Origin of the sequence: Actinoplanes lobatus, assembly GCF_014205215.1 — a bacterium.
In the GTDB taxonomy this organism is placed as follows: Bacteria; Actinomycetota; Actinomycetes; order Mycobacteriales; family Micromonosporaceae; genus Actinoplanes; species Actinoplanes lobatus.
On record NZ_JACHNC010000001.1, the window covers coordinates 7,508,723 to 7,529,500 of the forward strand.

The 20,778-nt window shown below is 70.3% G+C and carries 22 protein-coding genes and 1 riboswitch; of the genes, 11 read left to right on the forward strand and 11 right to left on the reverse strand.

Annotated features, from left to right (window positions below; all coding sequences use genetic code 11):
• Positions 1 to 2 precede the first annotated feature (2 nt).
• On the reverse strand, positions 3 to 824 hold the full coding sequence (locus tag BJ964_RS34275) for a hypothetical protein (RefSeq protein WP_188124520.1): 822 nt from the start codon (positions 822 to 824) through the stop codon (positions 3 to 5).
• A gap of 85 nt (positions 825 to 909) precedes the next feature.
• On the opposite strand from BJ964_RS34275, the gene BJ964_RS34280 reads away from it, so the two are divergent.
• From BJ964_RS34280 to BJ964_RS34305, 6 genes are all read left to right on the forward strand, one after another.
• Positions 910 to 1,851 carry an inositol-3-phosphate synthase gene (locus tag BJ964_RS34280; protein ID WP_188124521.1) on the forward strand — a complete coding sequence of 314 codons (942 nt, stop codon included), beginning with the start codon at positions 910 to 912 and terminating at the stop codon, positions 1,849 to 1,851.
• A 136-nt stretch (positions 1,852 to 1,987) separates the two neighbouring features.
• Positions 1,988 to 2,425 carry a nitroreductase family deazaflavin-dependent oxidoreductase gene (locus tag BJ964_RS34285; protein ID WP_188124522.1) on the forward strand — a complete coding sequence of 146 codons (438 nt, stop codon included), beginning with the start codon at positions 1,988 to 1,990 and terminating at the stop codon, positions 2,423 to 2,425.
• A gap of 209 nt (positions 2,426 to 2,634) precedes the next feature.
• Entirely contained in the window at positions 2,635 to 3,678 is a 1,044-nt protein-coding gene (locus BJ964_RS34290; protein ID WP_188124523.1) for a hypothetical protein, read from the forward strand.
• A 136-nt stretch (positions 3,679 to 3,814) separates the two neighbouring features.
• Positions 3,815 to 4,471: a PAS domain S-box protein gene (locus tag BJ964_RS34295; protein ID WP_188124524.1), complete on the forward strand. Its 657-nt coding sequence runs from the start codon at positions 3,815 to 3,817 to the stop codon at positions 4,469 to 4,471.
• 292 nt (positions 4,472 to 4,763) lie between these two features.
• Positions 4,764 to 6,473 (forward strand): ATP-binding protein, encoded by a 1,710-nt coding sequence (locus tag BJ964_RS34300; protein WP_229807318.1) that lies wholly within the window; start codon positions 4,764 to 4,766, stop codon positions 6,471 to 6,473.
• 8 nt (positions 6,474 to 6,481) lie between these two features.
• On the forward strand, positions 6,482 to 6,901 hold the full coding sequence (locus BJ964_RS34305) for a response regulator (protein ID WP_188124526.1): 420 nt from the start codon (positions 6,482 to 6,484) through the stop codon (positions 6,899 to 6,901).
• A 16-nt stretch (positions 6,902 to 6,917) separates the two neighbouring features.
• On the opposite strand, the gene BJ964_RS34310 is transcribed toward BJ964_RS34305, so the two are convergent.
• The 7 genes from BJ964_RS34310 to BJ964_RS34340 form a co-directional block, all read right to left on the reverse strand.
• Complete coding sequence (locus tag BJ964_RS34310) at positions 6,918 to 8,576, reverse strand: fused response regulator/phosphatase (protein ID WP_188124527.1); 1,659 nt, start codon at positions 8,574 to 8,576, stop codon at positions 6,918 to 6,920.
• A gap of 126 nt (positions 8,577 to 8,702) precedes the next feature.
• Positions 8,703 to 9,164 (reverse strand): PNPOx family protein, encoded by a 462-nt coding sequence (locus tag BJ964_RS34315; protein ID WP_188124528.1) that lies wholly within the window; start codon positions 9,162 to 9,164, stop codon positions 8,703 to 8,705.
• Positions 9,165 to 9,182: 18 nt separating this feature from the next.
• A complete protein-coding gene (locus BJ964_RS34320) occupies positions 9,183 to 10,520 on the reverse strand; it encodes an L-serine ammonia-lyase (protein WP_188124529.1) in 1,338 nt (445 codons plus the stop codon).
• On the reverse strand, positions 10,517 to 10,879 hold the full coding sequence (gene gcvH, locus BJ964_RS34325; protein WP_188124530.1) for a glycine cleavage system protein GcvH: 363 nt from the start codon (positions 10,877 to 10,879) through the stop codon (positions 10,517 to 10,519). The genes BJ964_RS34320 and gcvH overlap by 4 nt, the downstream gene beginning before the upstream one ends.
• A 70-nt stretch (positions 10,880 to 10,949) precedes the next feature.
• Positions 10,950 to 12,257 (reverse strand): RNA-guided endonuclease IscB, encoded by a 1,308-nt coding sequence (gene iscB / locus BJ964_RS34330; protein ID WP_188124531.1) that lies wholly within the window; start codon positions 12,255 to 12,257, stop codon positions 10,950 to 10,952.
• A 354-nt stretch (positions 12,258 to 12,611) separates the two neighbouring features.
• Positions 12,612 to 13,661 carry a glycine cleavage system aminomethyltransferase GcvT gene (gcvT, locus tag BJ964_RS34335; protein ID WP_188124532.1) on the reverse strand — a complete coding sequence of 350 codons (1,050 nt, stop codon included), beginning with the start codon at positions 13,659 to 13,661 and terminating at the stop codon, positions 12,612 to 12,614.
• A gap of 127 nt (positions 13,662 to 13,788) precedes the next feature.
• Positions 13,789 to 13,884, reverse strand: a riboswitch (glycine riboswitch).
• 64 nt (positions 13,885 to 13,948) lie between these two features.
• Positions 13,949 to 14,413 carry a hypothetical protein gene (locus BJ964_RS34340; protein ID WP_188124533.1) on the reverse strand — a complete coding sequence of 155 codons (465 nt, stop codon included), beginning with the start codon at positions 14,411 to 14,413 and terminating at the stop codon, positions 13,949 to 13,951.
• 114 nt (positions 14,414 to 14,527) lie between these two features.
• On the opposite strand from BJ964_RS34340, the gene BJ964_RS34345 reads away from it, so the two are divergent.
• Complete coding sequence (locus BJ964_RS34345) at positions 14,528 to 15,793, forward strand: M48 family metallopeptidase (protein ID WP_188124534.1); 1,266 nt, start codon at positions 14,528 to 14,530, stop codon at positions 15,791 to 15,793.
• On the opposite strand, the gene BJ964_RS34350 is transcribed toward BJ964_RS34345, so the two are convergent.
• Positions 15,783 to 16,181, reverse strand: coding sequence for a VOC family protein (locus tag BJ964_RS34350; RefSeq protein ID WP_188124535.1), 399 nt, complete (start codon positions 16,179 to 16,181; stop codon positions 15,783 to 15,785). The genes BJ964_RS34345 and BJ964_RS34350 overlap by 11 nt on opposite strands.
• 63 nt (positions 16,182 to 16,244) lie before the next feature.
• Here BJ964_RS34350 and BJ964_RS34355 point away from each other — a divergent pair, with 63 nt between their 5' ends.
• Together BJ964_RS34355 and BJ964_RS49295 are read left to right on the forward strand one after the other, a co-directional pair.
• Entirely contained in the window at positions 16,245 to 17,129 is an 885-nt protein-coding gene (locus BJ964_RS34355) for a class I SAM-dependent methyltransferase (protein ID WP_188124536.1), read from the forward strand.
• Positions 17,130 to 17,148: 19 nt separating this feature from the next.
• Positions 17,149 to 17,547 carry an HflX-like GTP-binding protein gene (locus BJ964_RS49295; protein WP_203832743.1) on the forward strand — a complete coding sequence of 133 codons (399 nt, stop codon included), beginning with the start codon at positions 17,149 to 17,151 and terminating at the stop codon, positions 17,545 to 17,547.
• Positions 17,548 to 17,560: 13 nt separating this feature from the next.
• Here BJ964_RS49295 and BJ964_RS34365 read toward each other — a convergent pair whose 3' ends face one another.
• Complete coding sequence (locus tag BJ964_RS34365; protein WP_203832742.1) at positions 17,561 to 18,283, reverse strand: sulfite exporter TauE/SafE family protein; 723 nt, start codon at positions 18,281 to 18,283, stop codon at positions 17,561 to 17,563.
• On the reverse strand, positions 18,280 to 18,792 hold the full coding sequence (locus BJ964_RS34370) for a hypothetical protein (RefSeq protein WP_229807319.1): 513 nt from the start codon (positions 18,790 to 18,792) through the stop codon (positions 18,280 to 18,282). The genes BJ964_RS34365 and BJ964_RS34370 overlap by 4 nt, the downstream gene beginning before the upstream one ends.
• 60 nt (positions 18,793 to 18,852) lie before the next feature.
• Here BJ964_RS34370 and BJ964_RS34375 point away from each other — a divergent pair, with 60 nt between their 5' ends.
• Positions 18,853 to 19,359: a DUF4240 domain-containing protein gene (locus BJ964_RS34375; RefSeq protein WP_188124537.1), complete on the forward strand. Its 507-nt coding sequence runs from the start codon at positions 18,853 to 18,855 to the stop codon at positions 19,357 to 19,359.
• Between the two features lie 63 nt (positions 19,360 to 19,422).
• Complete coding sequence (locus tag BJ964_RS34380; protein WP_188124538.1) at positions 19,423 to 20,772, forward strand: M20/M25/M40 family metallo-hydrolase; 1,350 nt, start codon at positions 19,423 to 19,425, stop codon at positions 20,770 to 20,772.
• Positions 20,773 to 20,778 lie beyond the last annotated feature (6 nt).

Consider the following 20,778-nt stretch of genomic DNA (forward strand, 5'->3'; position numbering starts at 1 on the left):
ATTCATCCCACGTTGCGGCTGACCGTCAAGTGGGACGGGGCGGGGCGGCCCGCCGGCACCAGCACGGTGAAGACCTGGCCCGGATGGTCCAGCACGAAACGCCAGATGCCGGACTCGGTGCGTTCCTCGGCGCGGACGATCGGCGGCGGTGCAGGTTCGGCCAGTTCCGGCCACTCGGTGTCGATCAGGGTGACCGCCATGGCCAGCGCCTCGCGCCGGGACAGCGGCGGGGGCGGCTGCTCGGCTGCCGGCCTGTCCCGCTTCCAGAAGCTGAACACCGAGGCCTTGAGCATTTCGTACGCGGCGTTCCCAGCGATTCCGCCACCGAGGATTTCGGCGGCCGCCAACCCGACGTCCATGACCGGCGATCCGTAGGATCCCGGCTGCGGCGGCGCAGGCTCCCGATAGACGATCCCGCCCTCCACGGGGTGCAGGTTCGCCAGCGCGTCGTGGCCGGGCACCGCGTCGAGCCGGGTGAGCAGGCCGGTGCCCCGGGCCGCATCGCGCAGCCACCGGTAGAGGGTGAGCACCTCACGTTCATCGGCCGCGCCGGTCAGCAGGCGGTCGGTCTCGGCGATCAGACGGCGCACGCTGTCGTCGGTGGCTTCACCGGGATCGGCCAGCCAGGCGGCTGTCGCCTCGTGGGTCCGGGCGGCGACGGCGTGCAGAAAAGGACCGATCCAGCCGGGCTCGCCCGACATCGGGTACGAGCTGTCCGCGCTCAGTTCCTGTCCGCATCCGACGCAGACCATCGTGAAACCGTGCCCCTGTCGCGCCGGCGGGCGGGGCGAACACCGGTGCCGGGTGGCTTCGTCGGTTTCCATGCGGCACTCCCGTGTGGACGGAACAGGACCGGGACAGGCTACTTGATCAAGACCTTGGTCGATGGGCGTGTGTACCGTCGCGTCCATGATCGAGAACATCAGACTGGCCGTCGTCGGGGTCGGGAACAACACGTCGGCGCTCGTGCAGGGGATCAGCCTGCACCGGCATACCGGGACACTGGTCGGAGTCCGGCAGCCGGAGATCGGCGGCTTCGGCGTCGGTGACATCGACATCGTCGCGGCCTTCGCGATGTCGGAGGCGAAGGTGGGCCGCGACCTGCATGAGGCGATCTTCCTGCCGCCCAACAACTTCGGGCCGCTGGAGGCGGGTCTCGCTCCGTCCGGAGTGGCGGTGCGGCGAGGACTGGACGGCGCGGCCGGGATCGGGGACGTCGCCGCGGCCCTCGACGGGGTCGAGGTGGTGCTCTACTCGGCGCCCAGTGGACGGCCCGGGACGGCGCTCGCCTACGCCGAGGCCGCGCTGCGGGCGGGTGCCGCGTTCATCAACACCACCGCTGACCCGGTCGCGCGGGATCCGGAGCTGCTCGGGCGGTTCGAGGCGGCCGGGCTTCCGCTGATCGGGGACGACCTGGCCAGCCAGTTCGGGTCATCGGTGGTGCACCGGGCGTTGCTGCGGCTGCTGGAGGAGCGCGGGCTCACCCTGATCAGCTCCTATCAGGTCAACCTCGGCGGTACGGAGGACTTCCGCAACCTCGTCGAGAACCCCACCACGAAGAAGCAGTCGAAACTCAACGCCCTCGGATCGGACCGGGTGGAGATGGCGCCGCTGGGCTACCTGCCGCACCTCGGGTCCCAGAAGGTTGCTCACATCAACATTGAGGCGCAAGGGTGGGGCGAGGCTTCCGTCAATCTGGACGTACATCTGAAAGTGCATGACCCGAGTGGAGCCGCCGGCGTCAACATTGATCTGGTACGTCTTGCCGTGTCCGCGAAGCGGGCCGGTCGTGGCGGTTACCCGCCCGAGGTGGCGTCGTTGCTGAAATCGCCGCCCGGAACCGCGGTCTGAGTGGACCGCGTCGTCCCCCGGAACTCCGGCGGTGTCTGATGCTCCTATATGAGAGCACTGCTCTTGACAGTGAGCGAGTGTCTGCCGTTCACTGTTCTCAGGAGAGAGCAGTGCTCTCATGGATCCGGGAGGCGTCATGCGATACCTGGCAGCCAACAGCGCCAGCAACCTGTTCAACGACCTCGCCAAGTGGCTCACCGCCCGGGGGATCAGCCTGCTCGGCAGCCGCGTCCTGGCCGTCCGGGGCCGCAAGAGCGGCGAGGTTCGCACGACGGTGGTCAACCTCTTCACCCACGAGGGCGAGCGCTATCTGCTCGCGCCGCGAGGACACACCCAATGGGTACGCAACCTGCGCGCCGCCGGAGAAGGTGAGCTCCGCCTCGGCCGCCGCACCGAAGCGTTCACCGCGGTCGAGGTCGAGGATGCCGCCAAGCCGCCGCTGATCCGCCTCTACCTGCGCAAGTGGGCGTGGGAGACGGGCGCCTTCTTCGACGGTCTGAAAGCCGACTCACCCGAGGCCGACATCGCGGCCGCCGCCCCCGGCTTCCCGGTCTTCCGCATCGTCACCCGCTGACCGCCCGGCACCGCCGTCTCCCGCGGCCGCGCCGGATGCCCCGCCTCCCGATGTACCTCCGGCAGCCGCGGCACAACAGGCGAGATCCGGGCGGCTGGAGGCACGAGCATGGGCGGCTCGCCACCCGAATCGGGGGGAAAGCGTCCAAGATCGCCAGGTTCCGATCACGGGTCAGCGGGGGACGGGGGGTTCGGGTAAGTTGCCGGGTCGTGGCCGTTGTACGGGTGTTCGAACAGGATGACTACCTGCCGGAGTACAGCCTTCTCGTGCTGCGCGACACCAGCATCGAGTGGAGCGACGAGGAACCGGACCTTCCGCAGCACCGGGATCGGGGCGACGAGCCGGCCGGCACCCTCGCCGGCGCCGGGGGCGGCTGGCTCACCGGGCAGGCCTCCGGCGACGGGGTCCACCGCGTGGTCCTCGAACTGCACGACACCGCCCCACCCCAGGACCACGCCGACTGGGCGGACGCCATGGAGACGCCCTACCGGTCCAGCTCCGGTGGGCTGTCGCTGACCACCCTGACCGGCGGCGTCGGGCCCGTCGACTTCGAGATCGGGTACGAGGAGTGGTTCCGCGTCCGGGTGCGCCGCCGGCCCGCCCACACCGCCGGCGAGCACCGGTACGACTGGCGGATCGGGTTCTGGCCGGACAAGAACGTCGAACCCCCGGTCTGGCTGGCCCGCAGCACCCCGGCGATCGGGCCCCGCAACAGCGGCTGGCACGCCATGCTGCCGTACGACGTGATGTCCGTGGTCTATGTCGTGATCAACGCGGCCGAGGCGCACGGCGGGCCGGTCACCGCCGAGCAGGTGCAGGCCTGGCACGTGGTGCCGCACCTGTTCCCACCGGGCTGGATGGACGACCCGCTGCCCGCCGGCGCGAAGATCGACGCCTACGCCGCCCAGCTCGGCGTGCCGCCGGTGCGCCGGAAGCGGGACGTGCTCCCGTTCATGCGGGCCGCCGGCATCCTGGTCCGCGAGGACGGTGACCGCTACCGGGCCGGCCGGTTCGGGCCCATCGACACGATCCTGTCGCTACCGCCTGCCGAGGTCGACGCCGTTCGGCAGATGGACGCCACCAGCCGCTGGCAGTGCGCCGGCGATGACCTCGCATCGGTGTGGCGCTGGAGCCGCGCACAACCCCTGGAGACGACCGGCGCCGAGCTCGCCGCCCGGCTGCTGATCGGCGAACCCGACCTGGCCGATGTCGTCAACCATCTCGGGTCCGGCATTCACCTGATATTGAGGTGATCTTGGCGGAGCTTGTGCCGATGAAAGCTGGAGGACTAGCGTATTCGCCGAGAATTGTCGGTTAACTCAGCGGAAGGTGTTGTTGCATGGTCATTCCACCGGCCCTGCCACGAGAACGCCTCTGGCGGATTCCTTTATGACCACTCCCGACGAAGATTTCGGCCGGCCCGCGGGCCGGGAAAAGCCGGTCGACGAAGAGGACGTCCGACTCGCGGATATCGTGCGTTCGTCGCACGATGCGATTGTCGGCGGGACGCTCGACGGTGTGGTGACCGCCTGGAACCGGGCGGCCGAACGGCTCTACGGCTACCACGCCGAAGAGATCATCGGCAGGCGTGCCGAGAAGCTCTATCCGCGCTGGTGCTGGGCCCGCGAGGCGGCGGTTCTCCGCCAGGTCGCCGGCGGCGAGCAGCTCGACCAGTACGTGACCGAGCGGATCCACCGCGACGGAAGCACCGTCACCGTCCGTCTGAGTGTCTCGCCCATCGCCGACGACACCGGCAGGATCGTCGGTGTCGCCGCCATCTCCCGTGACGTTCGAGGGGCTCGCCGGCTGTCCGTGCCGCCCGCCGAGCCGGAGAAGGCGAACCACACCCGGGTCCTGCTGCCCGCCGGCACCAGCCACGAGCTGCGTACCCCCTTGCAGGCCGTCATCGGCTTCACCGGAACGCTGCTGCTGCGCCTGCCCGGACCGCTCAACGACGAACAGGAACGCCAGCTCGAACTCGTGCAGCAGAGCGCCCGGCAGCTGCTGGACCTGATCAACGCCCTGTCCCGCCCGGTGGAGACCTGACGATCGCCGGAGACGGGCGTACCCCGATCGAGCGATAGCCGGTCGCGCTCGCCTGTGGATATGGTTTGGCCTTGGCCGATCGACGTGGCCGGATGGTGTGTGAACCGTGGAGCCCTGGCAACTGGCCGCTTTGGCCAACGCGATTATTCTCGTGGCCTATCTGGCGATCTCCCTTGCTATCGGGCGAGGATTGTGGCGCGCACGGCAATGGCGCAGAAATCCGCTCGGCCTGGCGACCGCGGCGATCTTCTTCAGCTGTGCCGTGCACCACGGCTCACATACGGTGCACCTCGTGCTTCCCTATTTCGGCTGGGGAATGCATTCGGGGATCGCCATGCGCCATGCGTTCGGATCGAGTTTCAACGTCGGCTGGGACCTCGCGACCGCCGCGGTCGCGGTGTGGTACTGGACGTTGCGCGGCCGGTTCCCGGCGCTGGTGCGCGGCGCCGCCGTGTTCGAGGACCTACGGCTGCGGCAGGCCACGGAGGCGACGCTGCGTGCCAGCGAGGAGCGCTACCGCGGCATCGTGGAGACCACCAGCGAAGGTGTGCTGCTTCTCGACGGCGACGGACGGATCGGGTACGCCAACAGCCGGTTCGCCGAGATGCTGGGCCGGCCGGCCGCCGGGCTGCCGGGAACGACGGTGCTGGAGCTGGTGGCCGAGGCGGACCGGCAGGTTGCCGAGCGGGAGCTGGCCGGGGCCCTGGAAGGCGGAACCCGCCGGCTCGAGGTCGGGCTGCTCCGCGACGGCGGCCGGGTGATGTGGGCGCAGATCGCGTTGACCGCGCGGGCCGGCGACCACGGTGTCCTCGCCATGGTCGCTGACGTGACCGAGCAGAAGAACGTCGAGGCACAGCTGCGCCAGGCGCAGAAGCTGGACGCGGTGGGCCAGCTCGCCGGCGGGGTGGCGCACGACTTCAACAACCTGCTGACCGTCATCGACGGCTACGCGGCCCTGCTGATGGCCCGGGCCGACGAGGCGTCCTCCCGCGACCTCACCATGATCCGGGAGGCGGCGACCCGGGCCGGGGCGCTGACCCGGCAGTTGCTGGCCTTCTCCCAGACCCAGGCCACCGAGGTACGGGTGGTGAACGTGGTGGGCCTGGTCACCGGCCTCGAGGAGATGTTGCACCGGCTCATCCGCGAGGACATCGAGCTGGTGGTGACGACCGCGGTGCCGTCGTTGCCGGTACGAGCCGATCCCGGTCAGCTGGAGCAGGTGATCGTCAACCTGGCCGTCAACGCCCGTGACGCGATGCCGGGCGGCGGTATCCTGACCATCGCCACCGACCACGTCGACGTCGGTCACGAGCTGGCCATCCAGCTGGGCGGGCAACCCGGGGACTACGCTCTGATCACCGTCGCCGACACCGGTGACGGCATGTCCGCCGAGGTGGCCGCCCGGATCTTCGAACCGTTCTTCACCACCAAGGAGCAGGGCAAAGGCACGGGCCTGGGAATGTCCACCGTGTACGGCATAGTGGCCCAGGCCGACGGGCACATCCGGGTCGACTCGGCACCGGGACGGGGCACCGTCGTCGAGGTGCACCTGCCGATCACCACGGCGCCGCCCGTCGACATCCCCGCCCAGCCAATGCCGCAGGAGCTGGCGACCGGGACCGAGACGATCCTGTTCATCGAGGACGATCCCGCCGTACGGATGCTCACCGAACGGATTCTGCGGACCGCGGGATATCACGTCCTGTCCGGCGCCGACGGCCGTCAGGCCCTCAAGATCGTTCGCGGGAACCCGGACATCAGCCTGCTGGTCACCGACGTCATCATGCCGGGCATGAACGGCCGGCAACTGGCCGACCGGATCACCGCCATGCGGCCGGGCCTACCAGTGATCTTCACGTCCGCGCACACCCGCGGCGTGCTCGTCCTCAACCAGGACGACCCGACCGTCGCCTTCCTGGAAAAGCCCTACACGGCCACCGGGATCACCCAGAAGGTCCGCGCCGTGCTGGACGCCCGTACCACTTCGACCACCACGAATTGAGGTGTCCGGTGTCAGCCGACCAGCCCCAGAGTGCCGAGGCCGCCACGGTGGCGGGAACCGTGCTCTACATCGAGGACAGCGCCATCAACACCATCCTCGTCGAACGCATCCTCAGCAGCCGCCCGGACGTGGTGTTCGACTCCGCGCCGGACGGCCGGTCCGGACTCGACAGCGCCGCCCGGCTTCACCCGGACCTGGTGCTGCTCGACCTCACCCTGCCCGACATCAGCGGGGAACAGGTGCTCACCCAGCTCCGGGCCGAACCGGCCACCCGGGCCATTCCGGTGATCGTGGTCAGCGGCGAGACCGACGACGCCGTCCACGAACGGGTCCTGGCCCAGGGCGCGCTGTGCTGCCTGACCAAGCCGTACGACATCGAGGACCTGCTCCGGCTCGTGGATCACTCGCTCGGAGCGGGCCGGCGCTGACCTGTCGCCCGGCGGCCTAAGCGGACACCCAGAGGACGGCGAGGCAGACGTCGTCGTCGGGGGAGTCGCCCTCGAGCATCTCCCGGACGATCCGCTCGGCCAGCTCCTGGGCGTCCGGCAGCTGCCGCGAGTGGTCGGCCTCCAGTTCACCGAACGCCTGCGCGGCGACCTGCGGCAGCCGTCGCGCATCGGACGCCTGCGGACCGCCGGGACGGTCGATCAAACCGTCGGTGTAGGCGCACAGCACCGCACCCGTAGGCATGGCCAGGTACTGGCCGGAGAACTCGGCGTCCGGAAAGACGCCCAGCGCCGGGTCTTCCCGCCGCAGCGGGACAACCCCCGGATCACCGGCTCCGCCGGGCAGAAGCAGCAGGGGTACGGGGTGACCGGCGTTCGCCAGACACAGACAGCCGGTTTCGGGATCGTAGATCGCGACGACGGCGGTGGCGAACGTGTCGCCCGGAAGGCTGGCGGTCAGCAGCCGGTTGAGCCGGGTCAGCACGCGGCCCGGATCGGGATCCTCGTGGGAGTACGCCCGCAGCGCCGCCAGAATCGAGGCGATCGCCGCCGCGGCCGGCTGGTCGTGGCCGGCCACCTCACCGACCGACAGCAGGATCCGGCCGCCGTGAACCTGCTGGACGTCGTACCAGCCGGTGCCGATGTCCAGCCGTTCGGGGGCGGCCAGATAGATCGCCCCCACCTCCACACCTGTCACCGTGGGCAGTTCCCTGGGCAACACGGCCCGGTGGAACGAGTCGGCGGCGCGGCGCTCCGCATGCCACTGCGTCTGCGCCTGCTGGCTGGCACGCTGAGCATGGCGGATCTGGGTGACATCCTGGGCGACTCCCCGCATGGTCCGCGGCGCCTGTCCGGCCCGCCGCCCCGGCGTCGTCGCCCGGCACGACACGATCAGTTCATGGACGACGCCGTCCATGGCCGCGACGCGTATCTCGGTCCGGTCGGGTTCACCCGTACGCCACACCTTCCCGGCGACGGTCAGCAGCCTGGCCAGATCGTCCGGATGCACACGCTGCCGCAACTGTTCGAGGCGCACCCCGGCGGACGGAAGCCGGAGCAGGTCGCACAACCCGGTGGACAGCACGATCATGCCGGAATCCAGGTCGAGGTCCCACAGGCCGGAACGGGTGAGCTGATGAGTCTCGGCCAATCGGTCGGCGCAGTCCGTGGCCAGGTTCAGCCACAGGTCCATCAGGTCGTCGGCCGGGAGCACGGGTTGCCGGCCCAGCGGCACGCCCGCGGCCGCATCGACCGATCCGGCGAGCCCGACCGTCTGCTCCGCGACGCTCCCGGAACCCAGGAGGGCATCGATCGTGGCCAGGACCATGCCCGGTTGCGCCGGTTTGAAGATGACATCCCGAACCCCGCAGGCACGGGCCATCGGCTCGATCTCGTCGTGGCCGTAGTGCGCGGTGCTGAAAACGATCGGAATGTGCCGGGTCGCCGGCTGGATGCGCAGCAGGCGAGCCAGTTCGTAGCCGTCGAGATGCGGCATCATGACATCGGTGATCACCGCATCCGGTGGGCGCCGGCGTGCCAGCGACAACGCGGTGCCGCCGTCAGCGGCCTCACAGGTCTCATGCCCCCGGTAACCCAGCAAGGTGCGCAGGAAGTCCCGGCAGGTCGGGTCGTCATCGACAACCATCACCGTCGACATCGATCTCCCATCACGAGAAGTCCATCTGCGGCCAATTTCAACGGACATCGAACAGAATGAGGCATCCCCGGCCGGGAAATCGCACCGGCCGTCCGTCTCCCACCTGCGAGGTAGCGGCCGCCGGAATTACGAAGGACTGATGGAGAGATAGATGACGCGTGCTCCCTGGGTCCAGCATCGGTGCAGGTCCTCGGCGTTCGGAGTGCCGTCCGCCGCGTACCCGATGTTGTTGAAGCCGGCGAAGTTCCGGTTGTCCCGGGCGATCACCTCGTATGCGGCGACCACCTCGGACTCACCGGTCTCCACCCGGACGTCGGCGGTCCGGCGCCGGCCCAGGTAGCGGACGTCGACCGGTGAGCCGGTCCGTAGATTGCGCGCCCACGCGAACGGCGTGCCGATCAGGATCTCGTTCCCATGCCACGTGTAGGCGACCGGAACCGTGTACCGCTTACCCGACCGGCGGCCGACCACATACAGCGTGATCAGCCGCCGGCCGATGCCGCGGGACACCAGCGGGAGCCGCAGCAGGCCGCGGACCAGCAGGTTCACCGCGCCCTGGAACCTCAGAGTCTGAGTTTGCTCTGCCATGAAAGGCGATCCTACGGCTCAGCACTCGATGACGTTGACGGCCAGACCGCCGCGGGCCGTCTCCTTGTACTTGATCTTCATGTCGGCGCCGGTCTCCTTCATGGTCTTGATGACCTTGTCGAGGGAGACGTGGTGGCGGCCGTCGCCGCGCAGCGCCATCCTGGCGGCGGTGACCGCCTTGACCGCGGCCATGCCGTTGCGCTCGATGCACGGGATCTGCACGAGGCCGCCGACCGGGTCGCAGGTGAGGCCCAGGTTGTGTTCCATGCCGATCTCGGCGGCGTTCTCCACCTGCTCCGGGGTGCCGCCGAGCACCTCGGCCAGGCCGGCCGCGGCCATCGCGCACGCCGAGCCCACCTCGCCCTGACAGCCCACCTCGGCGCCCGAGATCGACGCGTTCTCCTTGAACAGCAGGCCGATCGCACCCGCCGTCAACAGGAACCGCACCACGTCATCGCCCTGCGCACCCGAGTAGTGCAGCACCGCCGGAATGATCCCGGCCGCACCGTTCGTCGGCGCGGTCACCACCCGGCCGCCGGCCGCGTTCTCCTCGTTCACCGCCATCGCGTAGACGGTCAGCCACTCCATCGCCAGCTCGTCACGGTGACCCGACGCCCGTAGCTGCCGGGCGATCCCGGCCGCCCGGCGGCGCACCTTCAAACTGCCCGGCAGCACACCCTCGGCGTCCAGGCCGGCCGCCACACATTCGCGCATCACCTGCCAGATGCTCAGCAGCCCGGCGCGGACCTCGGCCTCCGGCCGCGCGACGGCCTCGTTCGCCAGCATCAACCGGGCGATCGACAAACCGGTGGCCCGGGTGAGCGACAACAGTTCCGCACCCGACGAGAAGGGGTACGGGACTTCCGCGTACGCCGCACGCGCGCGCGTCTCCCGTACGCCGGCAGGGTTTTGCGGGATCACGAAGCCGCCGCCGACCGAGAAATAGGTCTTGGCCAGCAGCTCCGTGCCGTCGGCGCCGAAGGCGGCGAACGTCATCCCGTTGGGATGCTCCGGCAGCGTCCGCCGCCGGTGCAGCACCAGATCCACCTCCACCGCCGGACCGTGCGGCAGCGGCAGCCGCCCCTCGGCGTGGATGCGGGCGGCCCGCTCGTCGGCGGTCGTCACGTCGACCGTCTCCGGATCGGCGCCGGTGAGCCCCAGCAGCACCGCCTTCGGCGTGCCGTGCCCGTGACCGGTGGCGCCCAGCGAGCCGAACAGCTCGGCCCGCACCCGCGTCACGTGGTCGACACCGGCCAGATGTGCGGCGAACATGCGCGCCGCCCGCATCGGCCCGACCGTGTGCGAACTGGACGGGCCGATCCCGACGGAGAACAGGTCGAAGACCGAGACCGTCATGACACCAGGGCGGTGTAGCCGGCCGCGTCCAGCAGGTCCGCATCGCCGGTCACGCGGAGCTTGAAGAGCCAGCCCGCGCCGTACGGATCGGTGTTGATCAAGCCTGGCTCGTCGCTCAGGGTGACGTTGACCTCGACGATCTCACCGTCGGCGGGGGCGTAGACCTCGCTCACCGACTTCGTCGACTCGATCTCACCGCACGGGTCACCGGCCTTGACCAGCGTGCCCGGCTCCGGAAGCTCCACGAACACGACATCGCCGAGCGCATCGGCGGCGAACGCCGTCACACCGACCGTCGCCGGCGAGCCCTCGGTCAGCCACTCGTGGTCACGGCTGTAGCGCAGGTTCTCGGGGATCATCGCGTCATTAGGGCGGAAACCCGGTCCTTCCAGACCAGGAGAAGGCCCGGTACGGCCCGGCGGGTTTATGTCAGGCATGGGTTGGTTGTCCTTCGGGTTGGCGGGTGTAGGCCCAGCCGTCAGCGCGTTGCAGTAGCCGGATGTGCCGGTGGTGGATTCCTTGGACCAGTCTGGTTGTGGTGCGGATGTTGAACTTGCCGGTGGTGCGTACGGCGACCCGGCCGGTGTGCGTGCCCCGTTTGACACCGGTCGGGACGACGGCGTGGACGAGGTCGCCGGTGGCGAAGCCGTGGACCTGTTTCTTCCTGGGTAGGTGTAGGCGGGGGAAGCCGTACCTGTTGCTGCGGGTGCGGGCGTAGCTGCCCCGGCCCGTTGACGTCGCGACCAGCGTCGTGTTCGGCCAGCGGACGACGGTGTCGAGCGCGCCGGTGTGCAGGGCGTCGAGGGTGTGGGTTTTCGGTGCGCCGGTGCGGTGCCGGTTCCATTTCGTGCGGCCGCCGGTAGCAACCTGCACCGGCAGGCCGGTGCCGGTCAGCGCCCGCCACAACGCCCACCGGGTCGAACTCGCCGCGGCGGCGTCGCGCAGCGGTGTCTTCGCCTGGCGCAGGATCCGGGCGAGCACGGCGGGCCGGTCGGTGAGGAACACGTCCACCGGTGTGGAGCCTTTGGCCTGGTTGCAGGGGACGCATGCCAGGGTGAGGTTCGCGATCCGGTCGGAGCCGCCTCGCGCTCTGGGGTGGATGTGGTCGATGTTGAGCGGTATCCCCGTGGCGTTGCAGTAGGCGCAGCGGCGTTTCCATTTCTCGAGCAGGTACTCGCGGACCTCGTACCCGGCGAGTTCGCCGGCCTGATATTCCGTACTTTGAATGGTGGGGTTCTGCAGCAGCTGGGTGTCGAACGCAACCGTCTCGACGTGCACCTGTGTGACCGGCGTCCACCGGCGCAGCCGGTCAACCCACGACATCGTGGTGTCGACCCGGTGCCGCAGCGACGGGGCGAGCCAGCCTTGCGGCCGGGCGCGGTTGTTGAACCGTGGTGCCCGGTAGCGCAGGTTGCGTGACCGGCGGCCGCGGCGCAGCGCGGCCCGGGCGGTCAGCTTGTCGCGGATCTGCCCGCCCCGGTGCCGGATTTCGATGGCGAGCAGCCCGGTACGGGCGCCGGCCCGCGTGGTGAACACGGCGACGCCGGTCGCCTTCGACCCCGGGTCCACACCGACCTCGACCCCCTGGATCTCAGAGTCTTGCACGGTGCGGTCTTTGAGGCGGATGACGAACGGGGTGTGCCGGTGCACGACGGCGCGGCCGGCGGCGAGCAGTTTGCGGGCACGGGCGGGGGTGCACGGTTGTAGTGGCCGGCCGTGCTTGTCGAGGACGAGCACGACCGGATGATGGGTTGGTGGGGTCTCACGGCCCCGGCCTCCGGACGGTTGCCCGCCCGGGTGACGCCACTGCCCCGCATGCGGGGCAGTGGTCTCCCCTCGCCCATGTCGCACACCAGGTACCGCGACAGGGTCGCGGTGTCCGTGTCCCGTTTCGTGCGCTCTCGTCGGCTTGTCTGCTGACACGGATTCCAGAGTCCGGCGCTGAGGAAGCACGCCGGAGTGGGTCGACTGTCTCATGTGCAACGTAGTCACCTCCTTCAAGGTGTCTCGGGCTGGTCAGCCGTCCCCTCCACACCGAACTCGCTGACGCGAGCTCGGTCCTTCAGGGCCGAGAAGCTGACGGTCGGCTCCTCAGCGGGTACGACGGTAGAAGGGCAGGGCGACGACCTCGGCGTCCACCCGGGTGCCGCGGATGTCGACGGCGAGTTTCGTTCCCGGTACGGCCAGAGCGGCCGCCACCTGGGCCATCGCCACCGGATGGCCGAGCGTGGGGGAGAGGGCGCCACTGGTCACCACACCCACATCCGTGCCCTCGTGCAGCACCCGGTAACCGGCCCGGGGCGCCCGGCGGCCCTCCGTCACCAGCCCGGCGAGCAGCGTCCCCGGACCCGCGGCGGCCACCGACCGCAACGCCGCGGCGCCCACGAAGTCCGTCTTGTCCAGGGCCACCACCCGGCCCAGCCCGGCATGGAACGGGGTCGAGCGCACCGACAGCTCGTGGCCGTACAGGGGCATCCCGGCCTCCAGGCGCAACGTGTCCCGGCAGGCCAGCCCACAAGGACGGGCACCACGCGCGGCCGCCCACTCCCAGATCGCCGGGGCGTCGCCGGCCGAGCAGTAGATCTCGAAACCGTCCTCGCCGGTGTAGCCGGTACGGGCCAGCAGCACCTCCCGGCCGTCCAGCCGGTCCGGGCGGATGCCGTAGTAGGGCAGGTCAGCGCCGGTGCCGAGCACGTCCAGCGACATCGGGCCCTGCACCGCGATCAGGACGCCGGGCTGTTCGTCGACGCGTACGTCGTACCCGTTGGCATGCTCGCCCAGCATGGCCCGCACCACCGCGGCGTTGGCGGCGTTCGCCACCACCAGGAACTCCCGCTCGGCCAGCCGGTAGACCACCAGATCGTCGAGAACCCCGCCGTTGGTGTGGCACAGCATCGTGTACTTGGCGCGACCCACCTTCACCGCCGACATCCGGCCGACCAGAGCCCAGTCCAGGAAGGCGGGATCGCCGGACACCCGGATCCGGCCCATGTGGCTCAGATCGAACAGGCCCGCGCCGTCCCGGACCGTGTGATGCTCGGCCAGATCACTGCCGTAGCGCAGCGGCATCGACCAGCCGGCGAAATCGGTGAAGGACGCGCCCAGGCGGGAATGGACGTCGAACAGCGCGGTGCGTCTCACGAAGGAGGCTCCTGTGGTAGCGGGTGGGCCTCCCTCGCTCTGTCATGGGGCCTGAGAGGTTCACCGCCGAGGCGGTTTGCACCGTGGGCGCGGACCGCTGGCGGCGGACCGACTTTCCAGAGTCGCCTGACCGGTCGCGGTACCTGAGCCTGAGAGATTCTGAGGGAGAAGTTGCTCCTTCGGCGCCCCGCCACCAGGGTGGGGACTCTCCCGCGACGGTTGCAGCGGCGAAGTTTTCGGTTGTCTCGCGAACCTATCCGGCCCCGAACACGACGGTCAACCCGGGGTCAGAGATCGGTGACGTGGCCGTGGTCGGCGAACGCCTCCACCGCCACCACCAGCCGGTCCAGGAAATACGCCAGGTCGTCGCCCACTCGTTCGGCGCCGACGTCGTTCGAGACAAAAACCCCATCGATGTACGCGAGACCCTGCAGCCGGAGGACGCGGCCGTCGGCGAGGGTGCGGACGTACTGGTCGCCGCCGCCGTTGCTGCCGAAGACGACGATCTCCGCGTCGTCGAGCCGGTCCGGCCGGTCGACGGGCGTCGGCGGGTAGAGGAAGTAGCCGTTGCCGATGTCCGGCAGGGAGATCGGGCCGACCTCGCGGAAGAGGGTGATCAGATCGTCCGGCATCCACGGCATGGTCCGGTCGAGGTCCGGCGCCGGTGGGCCGACCTGCTGCTCGTCGACCTCGTACGGGAAGGTCGCTCGGCTCGTCGCGTTCTTCAGCCGAGCCGCCCAGTCGCCATTCATCAGCGTTAACCTAGCGCGTGAGTTTTGATCTCTACGTGTGGCACGACCCTCCCAGCGGGCCGGGGCGCCGGACGGCTTGATCAACAAGCCCATGATCAGGCAAGATCCACGGCCGTGACAGCGACCCCCGCCATCCCGTCCTCCGCCTGCCCGCGATGCACGGAAGCCACCGTCACCATCGGTCTGCGCCAGCCGTGGTGCCCGGCCTGTGACTGGAACCTGGACCAGGAGACGCCGGTCCTGTTCGGCTGGCGATGGGTCGACCGCCGGTTGCACCGGGTGGCGAGCCGCCTGACCGAAGCACAGTTCGCCGGCATCGCCGACGGGCCGCTGTCGCCCCGGACGATGACGGTGGCCCGGGCGACCACCCTGACGGCGGCGGTCGTGCTGCTCCTCGGCGTGTTCGCCCTCGGGGCACTCGGCCTCTGGATGCTCTTCGCCGACTTCTTCGGGCTGCTCACGGTGCTTGGCGTCGTCCTGCTCGGCGTGGCCTACCTGCTGCGGCCGCGCCTGGGGCGGCTGTCCGCCCTGGCCGGCCAGGGCGTCATCGTGGAGCCCGGCCAGGCGCCGCACCTGTACGAACTGGTCGAACGCGTCGCCGTCGCGGTCGGGGCGCCGAAACCGCAGGTGCTGATGATCGGATCAGACCTGAACGCGTTCACCACCGCGGTCGGCGTACGCCGCACCCGGGTGCTCTGCCTCGGACTGCCGCTGTGGGCGACCCTCGAACCGCAGGAACGGGTGGCGCTGCTCGGCCACGAACTGGGTCACTTCGTGAACGGTGACATCCGGCGCGGCCCGCTGACACAGGTCGCCGAGTCGACCCTGGGCGAGATCGCCCGGCTCTTCGAGCCTGTCGCGGCGCCGAACAACGGCGGGTTCATCGAATACGTGGCCTCGATCCTCGCCTGGGTGTTCGGCAAGATCGTCTCCGGTGTGGCCCGGGCGCTGCAGTTGCTGCTCGTGTGGACGAGCCAGCGGGACTCGCAACGCGCGGAATACCTGGCCGACGAGATGGCCGCACGGGCAGGCGGCACGGACGCGGCGCTCGGCCTGGCGAACCACCTGGTGGCACTGGTGCCGATCGACACCGTGGTGCGCCGCGAAGCCCGCGCCGGCAACGGCATGGCGGCCTGGTACGACGCGACGCGCGCCGCGAGGGCGAACCTCCGGGAGAGTCTGCCGTTGCTGCGCCGGATCTCGTGCCACAGGGAGGTCTCGTTGTTCGCCTCGCACCCGCCCAGCGGGTTCCGCGTCGCGATGCTCGAACGGCGCCCCCGGCAGAGCGCCGCGGTGACACTCACCGACGGCGACGCCGCCCGCATCGACGCCGAACTCGCCGTGCACGAGAAGACGGTCCGGCGCGAGCTCACCTACTGATCAGCGGGGCGCTCACGCAGAACCGGTTGCCCTCCGGGTCGGCCAGGACCACGTACGGCGGCTCGGACGGGTGCCGTTCGCCCGGCGCCGGATAGTACGGCCAGTCGACCCGCCGCGCTCCCAGCGACAGCAGCCGGTCGACCTCGGCGCCGAGATCACCCTGGTCGGCCTCGACGTCGAAGTGGATCCGCGGCTGCTCCTGCACCGGCGTCCCACTGACGTCCATCGCGATCGGGGCTCCCGGCACACCGGGCGGCGGCTCGATCACAATCCAGTCGTCGCCGTCCCAGCGGGGCGGGCGGCGAACGTACCCGAGCGCCCGCATCCAGAATGTGCCGGCCCGTTCACCGTCTTCTACCCCGAGAGAGATCTGCGCGATGACCGCCATGCACCCGATCCTAGTGGGCAACGATTGTTGCTTCTGGCCTGAGAGGCAACGTATGTTGCGTCCATGCTGGATGAACTACGACGCCTCACCGAGTCGATCACCGAGGCGGAGGCCCGCCGCACCCAGATCATCAACCGGCTCCGGCGCGAACACGCCGCCAGCTGGGACGAGATCGGCAAAGCCTGCGGCATGACCCGGCAGGGCGCCACCCGCCGCTGGTCCAGGACACTGCACGCCGGATCCTTCGGCAGCGCCGCCGACGCCTACCACCGCGGCCGCCCGCCCTACCCGCGCTCCGCCGTCGAATGGTCCGTCCCCCGCCCGGCCCGCCGCGTCCTCGACCTGGGCGCCGGCACCGGAAAACTCACCCAGCTGCTGATCGAGGCCGGCCTCGACGTGGTCGCCGTCGAACCGTCCGCCGAGATGCGCGACCAGCTCGCCGCCGTCGCCCCCAAGGCCGCGATCTTCGACGGCGCCGCCGAACAGATCCCGCTTCCCGACGCCGACGTGGACGCCATCGTCGCCGCCCAGGCCTGGCACTGGGTCGACCCGGCCCGCGCCGTCCCCGAGGCGGCCCGCGTGCTGCGCCCCGGCGGCACGCTCAGCCTCATCTGGAACATCCGCGACCACACCGAGGAGTGGGTCGCCCTCCTCGACAACATCCTCCACCAGCACAGCCGCCAGGAGATCGACACCAACCCCGTCATCGGTACGCCGTTCGCCGGCCTCGAACGCACCGAGATCCGCTGGCGGCACACCCTGAACCGGCAGGCGCTGCTGGACATGGTCGCCTCCCGCAGCTACGTGATCGTCCTGTCCGAACCGGAACGCCGCGACCTGCTGGCCGGCGTGGAGGACCTCCTCGACACCCACCCGAGCACCCGCGGCCGTGACGAGATCACCATGCCGTACGTGACCCGCTGCACCCGAGCACACCTCCAGCCCTGAACCGGCTCCGGAACTCACCGTGAAGCAGTACCGCGGCATCGACGACCCGCTCGACGGCGCCGCCGTCGTGGTCGCCGGTCTGTTCTCGGCCAGGGACAAGCGCTACCAGGAACGACTCGACGAACTCGCCGCCCTGGCCGAGTCCCGCGGCAGTCGCGTGGTGGGCCGGTTCGTGCAGCGGCGCGGCGCCTCCGACCGCTGGAACGAACGCCCCGGCGGCGCGGCCCGCATGTCCGAGCCCTTCTCCCGCCGCACGCTGATGACCCACGGCAAGATCCGCGAGATCGCCGAGGCCTGCCGGACGGCGGACGTGGCCGCCGCGATCTTCGTGAATCCCCTGACGCCCATCCAGCGAACCGTCCTGACCCGCCTCCTCGGCTGCCAGGTCCTCACCGCCGACGACCTGAGGCTCGCCTGACAGGACAGGGCGGTCACCAGGCGGTCACGCCCTTGCCGACGGTGGCGAGCCCACCCGCGAGGGCCAGCAGCAGAACCAGACGGCGTGCCCGCCGCTCCGGAACCCGCCCGGCCAGCATCGCGCCGACTAGGACGCCGGCCGCCATCGCCGTGCCGGCCAGCAGCCACACCGGGGCCGCCAGGGTGGGCGGGCCCTTCGCGGCGATCGAGAGGACGTTCACGATCAGGCCGTAGAACTGGGCGTTCGGCACGAACTCGCGGACGGTCCAGCCGGCGTTCACGGCGTACAGGGAGACGGCGGGGCCACCCACCCCGGCCGCCGAGTTCATGAAACCGGACACGGTGCCCGCCGCCACCGCCCCGCGCCTGCCGCGCAGGGCGGGCGCGCGGGCCCCGGCCATCACCGTCAGCACGGCCCCCGTCACCAGGACGCCCATGATGGTCAGCAGCACCGGCTCGGGAAGCTCGGCGGCCAGCCAGGCGCCGACCGGTACGGTGCAGGCGGCGGCGACGACCAGCGGGACCATCGACGCCACCCGGACCCGCCGCCAGCCGCCCACCAGGCCGATCAGGCTGATCGCCGCGGCCGCGCAGTTGGCGAGCCCCACCCCGTCACCCGGGCCCAGCAGCAGCACCAGCGCCGGCGCGGCCACCAGGGCGAAACCCATTCCGCTGAGCCGCTGCACCGACGATCCCGCCAGGACGATCCCGCACAGGACGGCGACCGACGGACTCACCGGCGACGAGAAGAGCCGTACAGGCTGACGCGATGGTCGACGTCGTGATCGACCGGGCCGTGCCGGAAACGGGCGGGATCCACCGGGCCGTTGCTGATGTGGACGGTCCAGCTCTCGTAGTACCAGCTCGGATTGCAGGGGCAGGTGGTGACCAGGAGACGGAAGTTGGCCCGGTACCGGCCGACCTCGCCCGGCGCCAGCGTGAACAGGCGCGACGCCGGCATCCGGCGTGGGTAGGCGACCGACCCGCCGGCCGCCCGCGAGACGATCAGCCGCCCGTCGCGGAGCATCAGCCGCACGCCCGGGTCCCGTTCGCTGTCCGCCAGCACCTCGTCGCGCGGACGGTAGCCGTTCGCCTCGTCGAACAGCACCTCGTGCGCGACCACCTCGCCGGGCGGCAGCGGATCGGGCAGAAACACCGGACGGTCCAGGCCGCGGCGGGTGTTCGCCCGTGCCGCGCCACGGGACGCGGGGCCCCAGCGCACCCGTACCCGCTGAACGGTCACCATCCGCCCACCCTGGCAGTCGGCACCCCCGTACCGCCAAGGGTTTTTTGAGATCATCGCGGGGTGAGTGTGGAGAGATTCTGGAACCTGGTGGAAGCGGCCCGCGCCTCGGTGGAGGAGCCGTCGGACGGCGACCAGGTGGGTGAGCGGGCGCGGCAGCTGCTCGATGAGCTGCCGCTGGAGGAGGTGGCCGAGCTGGCGCGGGCCGAGTGGGAGCTGCGGGCGCGGTCCTACCGGGTGGATCTGTGGGGTGCCGCCTACCTGATCAACGGCGGATGCTCGGACGACGGATTCGAGTACTTCCGCGGCTGGCTGATGTCGCAGGGCCGGGAGGTCTTCGAACGGGCCGTCGCCGATCCGGACACCCTCGCCGACGTGCCGGCCGTCCAGGCAGGGCAGGATCTCGAGTCGGAGGAGATGTTCGGCGTCGCCAACCTCGTCTACTGGGAGCACACCGGCGAGGCGCTGCCGGATCGGGCGGACTATCCGGCGCTGCCCGAATTCTGGGACTTCGACGACGATGACGAGGTGCGCCGCCGCTTCCCGCGCCTGAACGTCATCGTGGACTGAAGATCCAGCGCAAGACATCGATAAGCGTGGACATGTGCGGTCCGGCGGGGAAGAGTGGGGCGCATGTCCACGAGACGTACGATCCTGGTGGCGGGTGCGGCGACAGCCGCCGGCGTCGCCGTTCCCGGCCCGGCCGCGGCCTCCGCCCCCGACCGTGAGCTGCAACGGATCCTCCGCGAGATCGACCACCGGCGGATCGAGGCGGTCGTCCGCAGACTGGTTTCCTTCGGCACCCGGCACACCCTGTCCGTGCAGGACGACCCGAACCGCGGCATCGGCGCCGCCCGCGACTGGATCTTCGCCGAGTTGCAGGGGTATGCCGCGGCCAGCGGCGGCCGGATGACCGTCGAACAGCAGTCGTTCATTCAGCCGATCTCACCCCGGGTCCCGGCGCCGACCCGGATCACCAACGTCATCGCCACCCTGCGCGGCAGCGTCACCCCGGAACGGATCTACGTCGTCACCGGCCACTACGACTCCCGGGTCACCGACGTCATGGACGCGGTCAAGGACGCCCCGGGCGCCGACGACGACGCCTCCGGCGTGGCGGTGATCATGGAACTGGCCCGGGTGCTCGCCACCCGGCAACCGGAGGCGACGCTGGTGTTCGCGGCGGTCGCCGGTGAGGAACAGGGACTCTACGGCTCCGACCACATGGCCCAGCAGTTCAAGGACGCCGGCGCCGACATCCAGGGCATGTTCAGCAACGACATCGTCGGCACCGGTGACGCCCACGACGGCACCCGCAACGACCCGCGTACCGTCCGGCTCTTCGTCGAAGGCGTACCCACCTCGGAGACCGCCGCCGAAGCCAACGTCCGCCGCAGCGTCGGCGGCGAGAACGACGGCCCGTCCCGCCAGCTCGGCCGCTTCGTCAAGGGCGCCGAACCCGACGGCATGAACGTCCGCGTCATCTGGCGCCGCGACCGCTACCTGCGCGGCAGCGACCACATCTCCTTCCTGCTGCGCGGCTATCCCGCCGCCCGCTTCACCGAGCCACGAGAAAACTTCAACCACGAACACCAGGACGTACGGGTGGAGAACGGCATCCAGTACGGCGACCTGCCCGAGTTCTGCGACTTCGCCTACATCGCCCGCGTGGCCCGGGTCAACGCCGCCGCCCTCTGGTCGCTCGCCCAGGCGCCCGGCACCCCGAAGGGTGTCGTCATCGACACCACCCGGCTCACCAACGACACCACCCTGCGCTGGCAGCCCGGCACCGAACCGGATCTGGCCGGGTACGAACTGGTGTGGCGCGAGACGACCGCCTCCGACTGGCAGCACACCCTGCCGGTCGGCAAGGTCGACACGGTCACCGTCGACCTGTCCAAGGACAACGTCTTCTTCGGCGTACGGGCGGTCGACACGGCCGGCCACCGCAGCCCCGTCGCCGCCCCGAAACCGTCCTCCTGACCCCCG

Bases quoted from the DNA above. Each gene is read 5' to 3' on its own strand.
- BJ964_RS34275 (WP_188124520.1), bottom strand. From the start codon at position 824: ATGGAAACCGACGAAGCCACCCGGCACCGGTGTTCGCCCCGCCCGCCG.
- BJ964_RS34370 (WP_229807319.1), bottom strand. From the start codon at position 18,792: ATGGTGACCGTTCAGCGGGTACGGGTGCGCTGGGGCCCCGCGTCCCGT.
- BJ964_RS34295 (WP_188124524.1), top strand. From the start codon at position 3,815: ATGACCACTCCCGACGAAGATTTCGGCCGGCCCGCGGGCCGGGAAAAG.
- BJ964_RS34320 (WP_188124529.1), bottom strand. From the start codon at position 10,520: ATGACGGTCTCGGTCTTCGACCTGTTCTCCGTCGGGATCGGCCCGTCC.
- BJ964_RS34350 (WP_188124535.1), bottom strand. From the start codon at position 16,181: ATGGCGGTCATCGCGCAGATCTCTCTCGGGGTAGAAGACGGTGAACGG.
- BJ964_RS34310 (WP_188124527.1), bottom strand. From the start codon at position 8,576: ATGTCGACGGTGATGGTTGTCGATGACGACCCGACCTGCCGGGACTTC.
- BJ964_RS34315 (WP_188124528.1), bottom strand. From the start codon at position 9,164: ATGGCAGAGCAAACTCAGACTCTGAGGTTCCAGGGCGCGGTGAACCTG.
- BJ964_RS34340 (WP_188124533.1), bottom strand. From the start codon at position 14,413: ATGAATGGCGACTGGGCGGCTCGGCTGAAGAACGCGACGAGCCGAGCG.
- BJ964_RS34285 (WP_188124522.1), top strand. From the start codon at position 1,988: ATGCGATACCTGGCAGCCAACAGCGCCAGCAACCTGTTCAACGACCTC.
- BJ964_RS34355 (WP_188124536.1), top strand. From the start codon at position 16,245: ATGCTGGATGAACTACGACGCCTCACCGAGTCGATCACCGAGGCGGAG.
- BJ964_RS34280 (WP_188124521.1), top strand. From the start codon at position 910: ATGATCGAGAACATCAGACTGGCCGTCGTCGGGGTCGGGAACAACACG.
- BJ964_RS34380 (WP_188124538.1), top strand. From the start codon at position 19,423: ATGTCCACGAGACGTACGATCCTGGTGGCGGGTGCGGCGACAGCCGCC.
- gcvH (WP_188124530.1), bottom strand. From the start codon at position 10,879: ATGATCCCCGAGAACCTGCGCTACAGCCGTGACCACGAGTGGCTGACC.